This is a genomic window from Breoghania sp. (genome assembly GCF_030066895.1).
GTDB lineage: Bacteria > Pseudomonadota > Alphaproteobacteria > Rhizobiales > Stappiaceae > Breoghania.
On the sequence record NZ_JASJAV010000008.1, the window covers coordinates 27,455 to 42,681 of the forward strand.

The following is a 15,227-nucleotide window of genomic DNA, read 5'->3' on the forward strand; positions in this document are numbered from 1 at the left end:
CGCCGCAGGGCATCTAAACCAAGACCGACATCAATTCGATCGACGATCTGCAAGGGCATGCGCTTCTGCGCCTACAATGCCTCCACCGAGAGGATCGCCCAGCTCGCCGGCGCCGTACCGACGCAGGTCGAAGTGCCGGATCTGCCGATCGCGTTCTTCACCGGCCGCGTCCAGGCGATGATCACTTCGCCGTCGATCGGTGCGAACTCGAAGTCCTGGGATTATCTCGACCACTATTACGACACCCAGGCGAGGTTGCCGAAGAACATGGTCATCGTCAACAAGGCTGCCTTCGAGGCGCTTCCCGCCGACGTTCAGAAGTCGGTGAAGGAAGCTGCCGCCACCGCGGAAACCCGCGGCTGGGAAGTCTCCAAGAAGGGAACCGCCGAAAAAACCCAGATGCTGAAGGACCACGGCATCAAGGTTCAGGCCCCCTCCAAGGAGCTTGAGGATGGCTTCAAGGCGATCGCAAGACGATGGTGTCCGAGTGGCAGGAACAAGCCGGCGGCGACGGCAAGGCCATCATCGAGGCCTATTCCAAGTACGCGAACGATGAGGGCGGGCCGGTCGATGGCCCGAGCCGCACCTTTATTCGGATGCGGGGACGCGGGAGAGGGGACGGCCGTGGATTGACGGGCCGCCCATCTTTGGAGGCGCAGTCTGCGACCGCTCCACCCGCCAAACCCCACGCCCCAAGCTGGTGTTCAGTCGAATTCGCCACGGCTTTGCCGCAGAGGGACGGGGCGCCTTTTTACGAAAATGCCAGACCGGTTCGTTTAGCCTTCCGGCCATCTTGTCCGGGGCGGCCTGATCGCGCGATGGCCGTGAAGAACGATCCGATTGCCGTGCCGGGTCCCCCGGGCCCGCTTCATTGAAAGAAAGCCATGCGCAAAGCTCTTGATGCGCTCTACCGGTTGCCGGCCGGTCTTGCAGCCCTGTCCCTGGTCGCGATCGCGGTTCTGGTGGTCATTCAGGTCGCCGGTCGCGTGATCGACGGCGCGCGCTCGGTGCTCGGTTTCGAACCGCTCGGGCTGCTGGTACCGTCGCTCGCGGAAATCGCGGGCTTTCTGCTGGTCTCCACCTCCTTCATGGCGCTCGCCTCCACCTTGCGCAACGCGGACCACATCCGCGTGAACATCATGCTGCAACAGGTGCCGTATTCGGTCGCCCGGTTCCTGGAAATCTGAGTGCTGGCGGTGGCCGTCGTTCTGGTCGGCTATTTCGGCTGGAACGCGCTGCTGCTCACCATCGACAGCTACAATTTCCACGAGGTCTCCTAGGGCATCATTCCGGTACCGCTGTGGATCCCGCAGACGTCGATGACCCTGGGGCTCACCGTCTTCCTGGTCGCCCTTGTCGACGATTTCGTCGTCACCGTCACCGGCGGAGATCCCAGCTAAATGGAAGAAGAGCCGGACGATATCGAGGGGACCGAGTAAATGGACATCACAATCATCGCCGTCGGGCTCGGTATCAGAATGCTGGCCGCGCTCGCCACCGGCATCTGGGTCGCCGTTGCGCTCTTCGCCGTCGCGCTTGCCGCCATGGCGCTGCTCGTTTCCGTGCCCGCGGGTACCGTGCTCGCCACCACCGTGTGGGGCGCATCGAATTCCTCGGATCTGACCGTACTGCCCATGTTCATCTGGATGGGTGAGATCCTTTTCCGCTCCAGCCTGTCGGAGGACATGTTCGAGGGGCTGACGTCGTGGATGCGCGCGCTTCCGGGCCGCCTGCTGCACGTCAATATTCTGGGCTGTGGGATCTTCGCCGCCGTTTCCGGCTCCTCCTCCGCCACCACCGCCACGATCGGCAAGATGTCTCTGCCGGAGCTTCGCAAGCGCGGTTACGACGAGCGCATGGCGATCAGTACATTGGCGGGCTCCGGCACGCTGGGGCTGCTGATCCCGCCCTCCATCATTCTCATCGTTTATGGTGCTACGACGGAACAGTCGATCGCCCGGCTGTTCATTACGGGCGTGGTGCCGGGCATCATGCTGTGCGCGCTCTTCATGGGCTATGTGGCGTTCTGGTCGCTGACGTACCGCTCGCTTATGCCGCCACGCGAAGCCCCGATCCCCTATTGGGAGCACATCAAGGCGACGCGGCGGCTCTTTCCCGTGCTGCTGCTGATTGTCGGTGTTGTCGGTTCCATCTATGCCGGGCTTGCGGCCCCGACCGAGGCTGCCGCCGTCGGTGTCGTGCTGTCGCTGGGCCTGTCGTGGATCGCGGGCACGCTCAACCGCACGACATTCACCCAGGCGCTGATGGGCGCGACGCGCACCTCCTGCATGATCGCCTTCATTCTGGCAGGCGCCGCCTTCATGACGGTCGCCATGGGCTTTACTGGCATCCCGCGTGAACTGGCCACCTGGATCGGATCGCTGAACCTCACGACCTACGAGCTTCTGGCCGCGCTGACGATCTTCTTCGTGGTGCTGGGCTGCTTCCTCGACGGGATTTCGGTGGTGGTTCTGACCGCGTCAGTCATTCTGCCGATGATCGAACATGCGGAGCTCGATCTGATCTGGTTCAACATCTATCTCGTCATCGTGGTGGAGATAAGCCAGATCACGCCGCCGGTCGGCTTCAACCTGTTCGTTCTGCAGGGCATGACCGGGTACAACATCTTCAAGGTCGCGCGCATGGCGCTGCCCTTCTTCCTGCTGATGGTGGTGGTGGTGATCGTCGTCGCCTTCCCGCAGGTCGCGCTCTGGCTGCCGCACAACATGATGGCGCGTTAGGGCGAGGAAACACGGGGCTCGCGTCGCGGGGTGACGGCGGCGCGGGCGCGGTGTATTGCGGAGCGCAACAACAGGATCGAAGGAGGAAGCCGCAATGCCATCGAACGAAACGCCTCCCGGGATCGGGCCCGTCGTCTCTTCCGCACATCTTGCCGAGGGGGCCATGCCCGCGCTCTCGGAAGTGGAATTCGCGGTGACGATGATGGTGAACGCCTATCACCGCTGGATGGTGCGGGCGATGACGGCCGCCGGTCAGCCCGGCATGGCGCCGCTCGACGTGCTTGTGCTGCATTCGATCAATCATCGCGGTCGTCCCAAGACGCTCGCCGATATCTGTCTCGTCCTTAATATCGAGGATACGCACACCGTCACTTATTCCTTGCGCAAGCTGGAGAAAGCGGGGCTTGTCGTCACCGGCAAGCGCGGTAAGGAGAAGACGGTGGAAATCACTGTGACGGGCGAGACGGCGTGTCTGGAATACCGCCGCATTCGCGAGGCGCTGCTGGTCGGTCCGGTCAAGACGCTGGGGTTGGATGAAGCGGAACTGTCGCGATTGGCGGCCGTGATGCGCTCGGTGTCGGGCCACTACGACCAGGCGGCGCGTTCGGCTGCTGCCATGTGAGGAGAGGCTCGCTTGGCTCTTTGTTCTCGTCATTGCCCGGCTTTGTCCGGGCAATCCAGTAGGCAGCGGCATATGCGGAACGTGCTGGATCCCCCGGACAAAGCCGGGGGACGACGACGTAGAGGGCAGGCAATGCCGCTCCCAACCGTCTTGCCACATCCCTCCTGCCTCACATCGGGAACCCCTTCCGGCCCGTTGCGTTTCTTATCCCCGCCATCACGCCACCGCGGCACCGCAACCGATTTTGGGCACGCCGGATTTGTTTTAAGAAGAAACGCATGAGTCTCTGGTCCACCCTCGCCGCTGCGGCCGCTGCGATTTAGGCAAGCGGAGCGCAGCTTTTCGATCGTCTCGCCGCTCTCGTCGGGGCGAACAGCGAGGCGCGCAATTCCGTGGCCTTTTCCGCCGCCATGATTGCGTTGTCGGCGAAGATGGCGAAGGCGGACGGCGTGGTGACGATCGACTAGGAAGTCGCCTTCTTCAACCTGTTCGACATTCCGCCCGGCGAGGAGCGCAACGTGGCGCGGGTCTTTGATCTCGCAAAGCAGGATGTCACCGGGTTCGACGCCTATGCCCGGCGGATTGCGGGGCTCTTCAAGGATCAGCAGGAGATGCTGATCGACATTCTCGATGGGCTCTTCCACATCGCCAAGGCCGACGGCTACGTGCACGAGGCGGAGCTGGCCTATCTGGAACACGTGGCGGAGATTTTCTCTATCGAGGAGCGTTGCTTCCAGCAGATCTGCGCGCGCCATGTCATCGAGGGGGCCGACCCCTACAAGGTGCTCGGCGTCGATCGTTCCGCCAGCAATGACGAGATCAAGCACCGCTATCGCTGTCAGGTGGCCGAAAGCCATCCCGACCGGCTGATCGCGCGCGGCGTGCCAGAGGAATTCGTGCGCATCGCCAATGACCGCATGGCCGCGCTCAACGAAGCCTGGCGGCAGATTTAGGTCGAACGGGGACTTTGATGAAATCCGATACGCAGCTTACCGGTGAAGTGCTGACCTCTCCCAATCATGGGTCGCGCAAGGCGCCGCTCGACATGCTGTTGCTCCACTATACTGGCATGGCCAATGCGGCCGTCGCCCTCGACTGGCTCCGCGATCCGGCCTCGGAAGTCTCCGCCCACTATCTCGTCTATGAGAACGGGCGCATCGTGCAGATGGTGGAGGAGGTACAGCGCGCCTGGCATGCGGGCGAGGCCTCCTGGGGTGGACAGGAGGATATCAATTCGCGCTCCATCGGCATCGAGATCGTCAATCCGGGGCACGAGCACGGCTACACCGCCTTTCCCGAGGCGCAGGTTGATGCGGTTACCGCGCTGTGTCTCGATATCGCGTGCCGCCGCGAGATTCGGCCCGAACGCGTGCTTGCCCATTCCGACGTCGCACTCGGGCGCAAAATCGATCCGGGTGAGAAGTTTCCGTGGAACCGGCTGGCTACGGCGGGCGTTGGTCATTGGGTCGAGCCAGAAGCGATCGCCTCGGGTCGCTTCCTGCAGCAGGGCGCCATCGGGCAGCCCGTGGAAGCGCTGCAGACGATGCTGTCGCTCTACGGCTACGGCGTGCCGGTGAACGGCGTCTTCGATGAGAAGACGGCGACGGTGGTCGAAGCGTTCCAGCGCCATTTCCGCCCGCTCAAGGTGGACGGGGTGGCCGATGCCTCCACCATCACCACATTGCACCGGCTGCTGAGTTCCCTGAAGCGATAAGCGAGGGAACCGTCGGTGAGCATCGGGAGACGCGGTCTCAATCGGGGCGCGTGCGGTGCACCATGCCCGATTGCCGCCATGGTTCGTACACAGCTTCCCCAAGGTCTCGTCATGCTTGGCGCGAGCTTTGCCCAAATCGCCATGATCAAGCCCTAAAAGCGGGGAAACTCGTGGAATTTTCGTAATAATTCGTGATTTTGGTTGACCGATTTTGGTCGGTTCGCGACGTCATACCGCCGTCCATCTTCAACGTGAGAACGGATTAATAACTCGAATGAAGCGACGTGCACTTGTAGGCGCCCTTGTTATAGCGACGGGGGCTTTCATGACGAACATGCCGGCAATGGCCGGCAGCGGGGGGACGGGCCCGCTGGCAGCTCTCAGGAATTATCAGGCGCAGTTCGAGGACGCCTCTTTTGGCGGGGGCAATGCGGCAAAGGTCACCAAGCAGTCCGGCAAGGGCAAGTATTCTGCTCTAATCGCGGCGGCCGCGTGCAAGCATGGCGTGCCGGTTCGTCTCGCCCGGGCGGTCATCCGGATCGAGAGCAGCTTCAATGCGCGGGCTCACGGCGGGGCCGGTGAAATCGGCCTGATGCAGATCAAGCCCGCCACCGCGCGCGGGATCGGCTATCGCGGGCCCATCAAGGCGCTCTACGATCCTGCGACAAATCTGGAATGGGGCATGCGGTATCTGGCCAAGGCACATCAGCTCGCCTCAGGCGATACCTACGGCACCATCCTGCGCTACAGTGCCGGGCACTATGCGCGGCGCATGAATCCGGTGAGTAAGCGATACTGCCACCGGGTACTCGCCCTTCTGGGCGATGTCGTTTGAGGCGATGTGAGAGCCCCGGTGCGGACAGCTCCGCATTGAGGCTCGATCCCTCAATACAGTTCAAAGGCCGGGCCGCGATGCGGTTCCAGCCTTGATTCTATCTGCGCCTGTCCCTACTCACGGCGTGCCAGTCGGCTGGACGACCGCCCCTGCAAGTGCCGAAAGGCCGTGGAGGAGGAAAGTCCGGGCTCCATGAAAACACGGTGCCGGGTAACACCCGGCGGGGGCGACCTCAGGGAAAGTGCCACAGAAAGCAAACCGCCCCGCGCCGCTCACAAGAGCAAGGCGGGGTAAGGGTGAAAGGGTGGGGTAAGAGCCCACTGCGGCTCCGGCAACGGGACCGGCACGGTAAACCCCACCGGGAGCAAGACCGAATAGGGACGGCACCGGGTTCCGGCAACGGGATCCAAGCGTGTTTTCACGTCGACCGTCCGGGTAGGTCGCGCGAGACGTCCGGCAACGAACGTCCCAGATGAATGGTCGTCGCGGCGGCTCGTCCGTCGAACAGAACCCGGCTTATAGGCCGGCTGGCAAATTTCTCCTTTTCGATCCCGCGACGCGTCCATGGGATGGGTGTGGCGGTGGCATCGGGTGTGGCTGTGGCCCATCCTTCGAGACGGCGCTGTCGCGCTTCCTCAGGATGAGGTTATCATATTGTTATTTCTGAATAAACGTTCAACACAGACAACGTCATCCTGAGATGGTCCAAAGGGTCGTCTCGAAGGATGGGCTCCCGCAAACCCCTCTCCGTAACTCCCCCTCCGGCTTTTACACACAGCTCTTTCACGCCCCGTGCGCCCGCGCGCCGCAAGCGTCTGCGGGCAGGTCTCTGCCTCATCGTCAGGTGGTTCGTGAAAACATTTTTTTAATAATGATTTATCGCTTCGACGGCGCGGTTGCGCGGGCGCTGGAATGGCAACTCCTCGTTAAGCCTAATGAAGTTTAAATCGCTTTGGTCCGGGGGATCGAGCCTGCACATACATGTCTGTTCCATTGACGCCCGTGATCGCCCATGATATCCTGTTCTATCATACCTGGAAGGAAATCCGCTGCCGAAACGAAGCTTAAGAAACAGCTGAACGAAGCCCGAAATCGGGCACCGATACGGGTCACTGCGCGACTTCGCGCAACGGCTCGCAAGCGTGTCCGTGTGAGGTGTTTTGTGTCCGATGTCGCGGAATTTCGTACCCGCGATGGGGCTGAGAACGCAGGTCATTCGGGCTTCGGCTGCGGAAATGGGAATGTTCGGATTTTGCGGCCGGGACGGCATGGATTCGCGCGCGCGGATGCGTTGCGAGGGGCGAGGCGATGAATGGCCGACTTCGTGTCGAACTTCACCAATCGGGTGGGCGCCAAGGGGCGCGTTTCCGTGCCTGCGCCTTTCCGCGCCGCGTTGTCTCGCGAGGGATACGAGGGGGGTACTGTTTTCCGTCCGCGCATCTGCCTGCGGTGGATGCCGGGGGCTATGCGCTTCTAGATCTCCGCCAAAAGCGCGTGGACAGAGTTTCACCACGCTCACCCCGCAGCACGATTTCGTCTCCATGGCGCTGTTCGGCGTTTCGGAGTACCTGAAGCTCGGCAGCGACGGGCGGGTCATCCTGCCGGAGACGCTGCGCGCACATGCCGGGATCACCGATCACGTAAGCTTCGTCAGACAGGGATACAAGTTTCAGATGTGGAATCCGGATCGCTTCGCGGAATATCGCGCGGAAGCGTTGAAGCGCGCGCTGGAGGTCCTTTTGGGCGCGCCTCAGCCCGGACTGGTATCTCCTTCGGGGAGTGCGGGGTAATGGTGGGTCGCGAAGGGGACGAACCCCCGGTCGCTGGCGGACCGGCGCGTCATGTTCCCGTTCTACTCGAAGAAGTTCTGGACGCTCTTGCGCCGGCCGATGGCGAGACGATCGTCGACGGCACGTTCGGTGCGGGCGGCTACGCGCGCGCCATCCTGGAGCGGGGCGCCGACGTGATCGCGGTCGATCGCGATCCCAATGTCATCCGCGACGGACAGGCGATAGTCGAGGAATTCGGCGGACGCCTGACACTGGTGCCGGGCTGCTTTTCCGAACTTGATACCCATGCCGCAGGCGCCGGTCACGAGACGGTCGACGGCGTCGTCCTCGATCTCGGCATTTCCTCCATGCAGGTGGATCAGGCGGAACGCGGGTTTTCCTTCCGCCAGGACGGTCCGCTCGACATGCGCATGGAGCAGGCGGGGCCGAGTGCGGCCGACATCGTCAACGAGATGGACGGACGCGAGCTGACCCGCATCATCGGTATTTTGGGAGAGGAAAACCGGGCCTCGGCCATTTCCTGCGCCATCTGTCAGGCGCGCAAGGGAAAGCCCTTCACCCGTACGCTGGAACTGGCGGGGCTGATCGAGCGCACCATCGGGTGCAAGCCCGGCAAGGCGACCCATCCCGCCACCAAGACCTTTCAGGCGCTGCGGATCTTCGTGAACAGCGAGCTGGGCGAGGTGGTGAAGGCGCCGTGTGCGGCCGAACGTTGCCTGAAGCTCGGCGGGCGATTGGTCGTCGTCACCTTTCACTCGCTGGAAGACCGCATCGTCAAATGCTTTCTGGCGGAGCGCTGCCGGGTGCATGCGGGCGGTTCCCGCCACATGCTGGAGGCGGACGTGCCGCCGCCGACCTTCCGTTTCGCCGTCAAGGGCGCAGTGGAGCCGGGGGAGACGGAAGTCGCCGCCAATCCGCGGTCTCGTTCGGCGTGGTTGCGCGCCGGTATCAGAACAGAAAAACCCGCCACGCGATGCGGTGCCCGACAATCTCGGTCAGCCGCATTTGCCCGTATTTCAGACGCTTGGAGGCTGAGAACTCGTGTTTCGTATTCTCAATATCGCGCTGATCGCCGCCGTTGTCGTGAGCGCGGCCGTCGTCTTCAGAATGAAGCACAACGCCGAAAACGCAGCGGAGCGGGTTGCCCATCTCAAGCACGCCATCAATCAGGAGGAAGAGAAGATCGACCTTCTGAAAGCGGAATGGAGCGTGCTCAATCAGCCCGCACGTCTGCAGCGGCTGGCCGAACGCTACCACTTCTATCTCCACCTTGAGCCGCTCAAGGTCGAGCAGATCGCGTCCATCGACGATCTGCCGACCAAGCCGATCAACGTTACCCCGTTCAACAATGAACCGCTGGGCGGCTACGCCTCCGGCGGTGCCGTGATCCGATAATCGGCGCTCGCGCGCCTAACGCATGTCCATGAGCCAACGGTCCGCCGAATGCGCGGCGGTTCGTGCTGAAGGAGCCTCTTGATGTCACTGGTTGCCAGCGATTTCTCTCCGCTTGCCGCATCCGTTCGTCCCCGCGTTAAGGCTCCGTGTGGTTCTGCTTTCGTCTCCCGTCCCATGGCGGCGGATGCCGGAAGTCCGGGACGGGTCGTCGTCGCCATGCTGGCCTTCGTGGTGATCTACGGGCTGATCGCGGCCCGGCTGATCGATCTGGGCCTGTCGGACGAGACGGAGGCTTCGGGCTATATCGGCGCGCAACAGGCGATCACAGCGTCCCGGCCGGATCTGGTCGACCGCAACGGCGAGCTGCTGGCCAGCGACATCAAGGCTCCTTCGCTTTATGCCGAGCCGCGCAAGATCCTTGATGTGGATGAGGCGATCGACAAGCTGTCCTCCGTGCTTCCCGAGTTGGGATCCGATGCGGTCCGCCGTCGGCTCGACAGCAATGCGGGCTTCGTCTGGCTGAAGCGCGAGCTGACGCCTTTGCAGCGCGACGCGATCCACCGTCTCGGTATTCCCGGCATCGGGTTCCTGACTGAGAACCGGCGCTTCTATCCGGGCGGGGCGACGGCGAGCCACGTCGTCGGCATCGCCAATGTGGACGAGCAGGGCATTGCCGGGCTCGAGAAATACATCGACGGCCAGGGCATCGCCGATCTTCAGCAATTCGGCTTTGCGACCGACCAGGCGCTGAAGCCGGTCAAGCTGTCGATGGATCTGCGTGTTCAGCACGTGGTGCGCGATGAGCTGACCAAGGCGATGGAGCGCTACAAGGCGATCGCTTCCATCGGCATCGTGCTCGACGTCCATACCGGCGAAGTTATGGCCATGTCATCGCTGCCGGATTTCGATCCCAACGATCCGGCTGAGGCGCTGAAGCCGGAAAACCTCAACCGGGCGACGGCTGGCGTCTACGAGATGGGCTCGGTCTTCAAGACCTTCTCCATCGCGATGGCACTCGATTCCGGCAAGGTCACGCCTGACGACAAGTTCGACGCCTCCAAGCCGATCTGCATCGGCGGCTTCACCATTCACGATTTCCACAACATGCATCGCGCGCTGTCGGTGTCGGAAATCTTTGTCCATTCTTCCAATATCGGCACCGCGCGGATGACGCTGGATGTCGGCATCGACCAGCAGCAGGAGTTCTTCAAGCGGTTGGGTCTGCTCGACAAGGTGCAGACCGAACTGCCGGAGGTCGTAAACCCGCTCCTGCCGCGCAAGTGGACGGATATCGTGGCGATGACCGCGTCCTTCGGGCACGGCATTTCCGTTTCGCCGATGCAGACGGCGGTGGCCGGGGCGGCGTTGATGAACGGCGGGCTTCTGATCGAGCCAACCTTCTTCCCGCGCACCCGCGCCCAGGCGGAGAAAGTGGCCAAACGTGTGACTAGCAAACGGGTTAGCGACATCATGCGCTACCTGTTCCGGCTGAATGCGGTGGAGGGATCCGGCCGCAGTGCGCGCGTGCCCGGCTACATGGTTGGCGGCAAGACCGGTACGGCGGACAAGATCGTCAACGGTCGCTACGCCCACGACAAGCGGCGCAACTCCTTCATGGCGGCCTTCCCGATGGACGATCCGCAATATCTGGTGCTGGTCACGCTGGACGAGCCGAAGCCGGAAGAGGGCAAGCGCTTTGCAACCGCGGGCTGGAACGCGGCGCCGACCGTTTCCAAGATCATCGCACGCATCGCTCCGATGCTGGGCGTTGTGCCGCACGTCACCGAAGACAGTGACACGATGCTGGTCTCCTATTGAACCGGTCTGACAAAGGTGGAATACGGGGGAGAGCCGCAGGGCGATTCCGGCTGACTGTCGGGACCCGAGACGGAACGGCCTTCAGCTCCGGAGCGGGTGTGGTTCGCTCCCGGTCGGCGTTTTGTCCTGGAGCCGTCAGCGGTTCCCTCGAAACCGGTCGTGTTGCCGCTTCGTTGCAAGCGGTTGTGCCCGTGTCGCCATTTGTGAGGCATCTCCTTGCCTGATGGTAAGGAGACGGGCGTCGCGCTGTTGGTTTTGAGGAGAGCGGGCGCGGCGCACACGAAGCGGAAACGAAATGCTGCTGAAACAACTCATTGCCGATCTGTCTGAGCCCGTTAGCGTGCCGGAAGCTGCGCTCGAGCTGGATATTTCCTCGATCACTGCCGATAGTCGCAAGGTGGAACCCGGTACGCTGTTCGCCGCCCTGAAGGGCGTGAAGGCGGACGGGGCCGATTTCGCCGCGGATGCGGTGAAGGCCGGGGCCGTCGCGGTGCTGGCGGGCGAGGGGGCGGAGCTTCCCTCCCTCGATGTGCCGGTGATCCGGGCGAGCGATCCGTGCCGTGCGCTCTCGCTTCTGGCCGCGCGCCTCGCAGGCGCACAGCCGAAGACGATCGTCGCCGTCACTGGTACAGCGGGCAAGACCTCTGTCGCCGTCTTCGCACGCCAGATCTTCGATGCCGCGGGCTATCATTCGGCCAGCATCGGCACAGTCACCTCGAAGGGCATGCGCTACGGCGGGCTGACGACGCCCGATCCTGTCACGCTGCATTCAACGCTTGCCGCGCTTGCGCGCGATGGCGTTACCCATGCCGCGCTGGAGGCGTCCTCCCACGGGCTCGATCAGCGTCGGCTCGACGGGGTGGTGCTGAAGGCCGCCGCCTTCACCAATCTGGGCCGCGATCATCTCGACTATCATCCGAGCGTGGAAGATTACCTGTTCGCCAAGCTCAGGCTTTTCGAGGACCTGCTGCCCGATGACGGCACGGCCGTCTTCGATCCGGGTGAGCATTACGGTGGTCGCGTCGCCGAGATTGCCGAGCGTCGCGGTTTGAAGACCGTCACCGTGGGCGAGGCGGGCACCGACATCACGCTGGAAAGCCTGATCATCGAAGGTTTCCACCAGCGGCTCGTGCTGAGTTCTGCGGGCGAGCGCTACGAGGTGGATCTGCCGCTCGTCGGCCGTTTCCAGGTTACCAATGTGCTGACCGCCGCAGGCCTGTCGATTGCCGCCGGCGTGCCTGCATCCGTCGCCATTCCGGCCCTTGCCCGGCTGGAAGGCGCTCCGGGTCGCCTCGAATATGTTGGCACGACGGGCGATGGCGCGCTGATCTTCATCGATTACGCGCACAAGCCCGATGCGCTCGACAACGCACTTTCTGCCTTGCGCCCCTATGCCAGCGGTCGGCTGATCGTGGTGATGGGCTGCGGCGGAGACCGCGACGAGGGCAAGCGGCCGATCATGGGCGAGGTGGCGAGCCGCCGGGCCGATGTGGTCATCATCACCGACGACAATCCGCGCAGCGAAAACCCGGCCGAAATCCGCATGGCGATGATGAACGCCGCGCCGGGTGCGATGGAAATCGGAGACCGTGGCATCGCCATCAAGGCCGCGGTGGAGATGCTCGAAGCCGGCGATGTCCTGTGTGTCGCAGGCAAGGGTCATGAAATCGGCCAGATCGTCGGCGAAACGGTGCTCCCGTTTTCCGACCACGAAACCGTCAAGACGGTTCTGGCCGATCTTTCGAAGGAGATCCTTGGATGAGCGAAGTGTTGTGGAGCCTGGACGATCTGGTGGAGGCCGTCGGCGGGCGTGTCGTCGGCGATCCGACGACGACCGTCACGGGGATCTCCATCGACAGCCGCTCCCTGCAGCCCGGTGAGGCGTTCTTTGCCATCAAGGGTGATGTGCGCGACGGGCACCGTTTCGTCGAGGCGGCGCTCAGCCGGGGTGCTTCGCTTGCCGTGGTGGCGGAAGGCCGCATGTCGGAACTTCCGCCCGAAGGCCGCTATGTGGTGGTCGCCGACGTGCTCGCCGCGTTGCAGGATCTGGGCCGGGCCGCGCGGGCGCACACCAAGGCGCGGATCGTTGCGGTGACCGGCTCCGTCGGCAAGACTTCGTCGAAGGAAATGCTGCGCTTGGCCCTGTCGGCCAGCGGGCGCACCCATGCATCGGCTGCCTCCTACAACAATTACTGGGGCGTGCCGCTGACGCTGGCGCGCATGCCCGCCGATGCCGAATACGGTGTCTTCGAGATCGGCATGAACTATCCCGGCGAAATCACGCCGCTGGTGGGCATGGTCCGGCCGCACTTTGCGATTGTTACCACGGTCGCGCCGGTTCATCTGGCGCAGTTTGATGCGGTGGAGGAAATCGCAAAGGCCAAGGGCGAAATCTTCACTGGGTTGGAGCCCGGTGGCACGGCGATCCTCAACGCCTCCAACGACCAGTTCGATCTCTTGCGTTTTCTGACCATCGCGGCCGGGGTGAAGGAGATCGTGACCTTCGGCGCCTCCTGCTCCTTCGATGCCCACACCACCCAGATCGTTGCGCGCAGCGACTGTTCGTGCGTCACGGGCGCGGTGCTGGGCGAGGATCTGACCTGGAAGATCGGGGCGCCGGGGCGACATCTGGTTGAGAATTCGCTGGCGGTTCTGGCCGCCGTCAAGCTGATGGGCGCGGATCTGGCGCGCGGCGCGATGGCGCTTAGCGACATGGAGGCGCCCAAGGGGCGCGGCCAGCGCCATGAATTGACCGTTCACGACGCCTCCGTCACCCTTATTGACGAAAGCTACAATGCCAACCCCGCGTCCATGCGCGCGGCGATCTCGCTTCTTGGTGCGGCGCCGGTGGCGCGCGGAGGGCGGCGCATCGCCGTCATTGGTGACATGCTGGAACTGGGGGAACGGTCGGGCGAGTTGCACAAGGAACTCGTCGAGCCGCTGGAGGCGGCGCGCATAGACCTCGTCTACTGCGTCGGCCGCACCATGCACGAATTGTGGGACGTAGTCCCGGAATCGAAGCGTGGAGGGTGGACGGAGACCTCCGCGGAATTGCAAAAGGACCTCGTCGCTGCTATCCGCCCCGGTGACGCGATCATGATCAAGGGCTCGCTGGGGACGAAGATGGGACTGCTGGTTTCCGCCCTCATTGACGCCTACGGCGCGAAACGAAATCGCGCGGCGTCGTAACGAACTGGGGCGATTGAATGCTTTATTTGCTGGTGGACCTTTCCAACGAGTTCTCCGCCTTAAACGTCTTTCGGTACATCACCTTTCGCACCGGCGGTGCGATCATGACGGCGCTTCTGTTCGTCTTCCTGTTCGGACCGGGGATCATTTCCGCGCTGCGCCTGCGCCAGGGTAAGGGACAACCGATCCGCGCCGACGGTCCGGCCTCGCACCTTATGACCAAGAAGGGCACGCCGACCATGGGCGGGCTGATGATCATGGCCGGTGTGCTGGTCTCCACGCTGCTCTGGGCGAACCTCACCAATCCGTATGTTTGGATCGTGCTGTTCGTGAACTTCGGTTTCGGCTCGATCGGCTTCTACGACGACTATCTGAAGGTCACCAAGGCGAGCCACAAGGGGTTTTCCGGCCGTTTCCGTCTCTCGCTGGAAGCGCTGATTGCGGTGATCGCGTCCGTGTGCATCTCGTGGGCGCAACCTGAACCCTTTTCCACCGCGCTGGCGCTGCCCTTCTTCAAGGACACGGTCATCGATCTCGGCCTGTTCTTCATTGTGTTCGCCGCCTTCGTCATGGTGGGTGCGGGCAATGCGGTGAACCTGACCGATGGGCTCGACGGGCTCGCCATCGTTCCCGTCATGATCGCCTGCGGCTCCTTCGGGCTGATCGCGTATCTGTCGGGTAACAAGGTCTTTTCCGACTACCTGCAGATCCATTTTATCATCGGTACGGGTGAACTTGCGGTCATTGCGGGGGCGGTGATGGGGGCCGGGCTCGGCTTCCTTTGGTTCAATGCGCCGCCCGCCGCCATCTTCATGGGCGATATCGGCTCGCTGGCGCTGGGCGGCATGCTCGGTTCCATCGCGGTCGCCACCAAGCACGAGATCGTGCTCGCCATCATCGGCGGACTGTTCGTGCTGGAGGCGCTTTCCGTCATCATCCAGGTCTTTTCGTACAAACTGACCGGCAAGCGGGTGTTCAAGATGGCGCCGATCCACCATCATTTCGAACAGCTGGGCTGGACGGAATCGCAGGTCGTGATCCGCTTCTGGATCATCGCGGTGGTGCTGGCGCTCGTCGGGCTCGCCACATTGAAGCTGAGATAGGTCCGGAAAGCTGAGATAGG

14 protein-coding genes, 1 other RNA gene and 1 pseudogene are annotated in these 15,227 nt (G+C 62.9%); all 16 read left to right on the top strand.

The features are described 5' to 3' along the window. The first annotated feature begins 57 nt into the window (after positions 1 to 57). The 16 genes and pseudogenes from QNJ43_RS10190 (at position 58) to mraY (ending at position 15,207) form a co-directional block, all read left to right on the top strand. Positions 58 to 633, top strand: coding sequence for a hypothetical protein (locus QNJ43_RS10190; protein ID WP_300469667.1), 576 nt, complete (start codon positions 58 to 60; stop codon positions 631 to 633). A gap of 251 nt (positions 634 to 884) precedes the next feature. After that, complete coding sequence (locus QNJ43_RS10195; protein WP_300469670.1) at positions 885 to 1,187, top strand: hypothetical protein; 303 nt, start codon at positions 885 to 887, stop codon at positions 1,185 to 1,187. A 252-nt stretch (positions 1,188 to 1,439) separates the two neighbouring features. After that, positions 1,440 to 2,741 (top strand): TRAP transporter large permease subunit, encoded by a 1,302-nt coding sequence (locus QNJ43_RS10200; protein WP_300469672.1) that lies wholly within the window; start codon positions 1,440 to 1,442, stop codon positions 2,739 to 2,741. Positions 2,742 to 2,835: 94 nt separating this feature from the next. After that, complete coding sequence (locus tag QNJ43_RS10205) at positions 2,836 to 3,363, top strand: winged helix DNA-binding protein (RefSeq protein ID WP_300469675.1); 528 nt, start codon at positions 2,836 to 2,838, stop codon at positions 3,361 to 3,363. Positions 3,364 to 3,857: 494 nt separating this feature from the next. Then, a complete protein-coding gene (locus tag QNJ43_RS10210; RefSeq protein ID WP_346432936.1) occupies positions 3,858 to 4,316 on the top strand; it encodes a DnaJ family molecular chaperone in 459 nt (152 codons plus the stop codon). 17 nt (positions 4,317 to 4,333) lie between these two features. Continuing rightward, positions 4,334 to 5,077 (top strand): N-acetylmuramoyl-L-alanine amidase, encoded by a 744-nt coding sequence (locus QNJ43_RS10215; protein WP_300469677.1) that lies wholly within the window; start codon positions 4,334 to 4,336, stop codon positions 5,075 to 5,077. 325 nt (positions 5,078 to 5,402) lie between these two features. Continuing rightward, the gene (locus QNJ43_RS10220; protein WP_300469680.1) at positions 5,403 to 5,912 is read left to right on the top strand and encodes a transglycosylase SLT domain-containing protein; all 510 of its coding nucleotides are present in this window, start codon (positions 5,403 to 5,405) and stop codon (positions 5,910 to 5,912) included. A gap of 127 nt (positions 5,913 to 6,039) precedes the next feature. Continuing rightward, positions 6,040 to 6,447, top strand: an RNA gene (gene rnpB / locus QNJ43_RS10225) — RNase P RNA component class A. A gap of 777 nt (positions 6,448 to 7,224) precedes the next feature. After that, entirely contained in the window at positions 7,225 to 7,389 is a 165-nt protein-coding gene (locus QNJ43_RS26965; protein WP_346432923.1) for a hypothetical protein, read from the top strand. 64 nt (positions 7,390 to 7,453) lie between these two features. Next, complete coding sequence (locus QNJ43_RS26970) at positions 7,454 to 7,702, top strand: hypothetical protein (RefSeq protein ID WP_346432924.1); 249 nt, start codon at positions 7,454 to 7,456, stop codon at positions 7,700 to 7,702. Further along, positions 7,702 to 8,737 (top strand): annotated as a pseudogene (rsmH, locus tag QNJ43_RS10235) (16S rRNA (cytosine(1402)-N(4))-methyltransferase RsmH). The gene QNJ43_RS26970 and the pseudogene rsmH overlap by 1 nt, the downstream one beginning before the upstream one ends. A 6-nt stretch (positions 8,738 to 8,743) precedes the next feature. After that, entirely contained in the window at positions 8,744 to 9,097 is a 354-nt protein-coding gene (locus QNJ43_RS26975) for a hypothetical protein (protein WP_346432925.1), read from the top strand. An 81-nt stretch (positions 9,098 to 9,178) separates the two neighbouring features. Next, on the top strand, positions 9,179 to 10,915 hold the full coding sequence (locus QNJ43_RS10245) for a penicillin-binding protein 2 (RefSeq protein WP_346432926.1): 1,737 nt from the start codon (positions 9,179 to 9,181) through the stop codon (positions 10,913 to 10,915). Between the two features lie 295 nt (positions 10,916 to 11,210). Continuing rightward, positions 11,211 to 12,677 carry a UDP-N-acetylmuramoyl-L-alanyl-D-glutamate--2,6-diaminopimelate ligase gene (locus QNJ43_RS10250; protein ID WP_300469684.1) on the top strand — a complete coding sequence of 489 codons (1,467 nt, stop codon included), beginning with the start codon at positions 11,211 to 11,213 and terminating at the stop codon, positions 12,675 to 12,677. Further along, the gene (locus tag QNJ43_RS10255) at positions 12,674 to 14,104 is read left to right on the top strand and encodes a UDP-N-acetylmuramoylalanyl-D-glutamyl-2,6-diaminopimelate--D-alanyl-D-alanine ligase (RefSeq protein WP_300469686.1); all 1,431 of its coding nucleotides are present in this window, start codon (positions 12,674 to 12,676) and stop codon (positions 14,102 to 14,104) included. Before QNJ43_RS10250 ends, QNJ43_RS10255 begins: the two co-directional genes overlap by 4 nt. 17 nt (positions 14,105 to 14,121) lie before the next feature. Further along, the gene (mraY, locus tag QNJ43_RS10260; protein WP_300469688.1) at positions 14,122 to 15,207 is read left to right on the top strand and encodes a phospho-N-acetylmuramoyl-pentapeptide-transferase; all 1,086 of its coding nucleotides are present in this window, start codon (positions 14,122 to 14,124) and stop codon (positions 15,205 to 15,207) included. The last annotated feature ends 20 nt before the right edge of the window (positions 15,208 to 15,227 follow it).

Excerpts from the sequence above, each read along its gene's own strand:
- QNJ43_RS10190 (WP_300469667.1), top strand. The coding sequence starts at position 58 with ATGCGCTTCTGCGCCTACAATGCCTCCACCGAGAGGATCGCCCAGCTC.
- QNJ43_RS10195 (WP_300469670.1), top strand. The coding sequence starts at position 885 with ATGCGCAAAGCTCTTGATGCGCTCTACCGGTTGCCGGCCGGTCTTGCA.
- QNJ43_RS10200 (WP_300469672.1), top strand. The coding sequence starts at position 1,440 with ATGGACATCACAATCATCGCCGTCGGGCTCGGTATCAGAATGCTGGCC.
- QNJ43_RS10205 (WP_300469675.1), top strand. The coding sequence starts at position 2,836 with ATGCCATCGAACGAAACGCCTCCCGGGATCGGGCCCGTCGTCTCTTCC.
- QNJ43_RS10215 (WP_300469677.1), top strand. The coding sequence starts at position 4,334 with ATGAAATCCGATACGCAGCTTACCGGTGAAGTGCTGACCTCTCCCAAT.
- QNJ43_RS10220 (WP_300469680.1), top strand. The coding sequence starts at position 5,403 with ATGACGAACATGCCGGCAATGGCCGGCAGCGGGGGGACGGGCCCGCTG.
- QNJ43_RS26965 (WP_346432923.1), top strand. The coding sequence starts at position 7,225 with ATGGCCGACTTCGTGTCGAACTTCACCAATCGGGTGGGCGCCAAGGGG.
- QNJ43_RS26970 (WP_346432924.1), top strand. The coding sequence starts at position 7,454 with ATGGCGCTGTTCGGCGTTTCGGAGTACCTGAAGCTCGGCAGCGACGGG.
- QNJ43_RS10245 (WP_346432926.1), top strand. The coding sequence starts at position 9,179 with ATGTCACTGGTTGCCAGCGATTTCTCTCCGCTTGCCGCATCCGTTCGT.
- QNJ43_RS10250 (WP_300469684.1), top strand. The coding sequence starts at position 11,211 with ATGCTGCTGAAACAACTCATTGCCGATCTGTCTGAGCCCGTTAGCGTG.
- QNJ43_RS10255 (WP_300469686.1), top strand. The coding sequence starts at position 12,674 with ATGAGCGAAGTGTTGTGGAGCCTGGACGATCTGGTGGAGGCCGTCGGC.
- mraY (WP_300469688.1), top strand. The coding sequence starts at position 14,122 with ATGCTTTATTTGCTGGTGGACCTTTCCAACGAGTTCTCCGCCTTAAAC.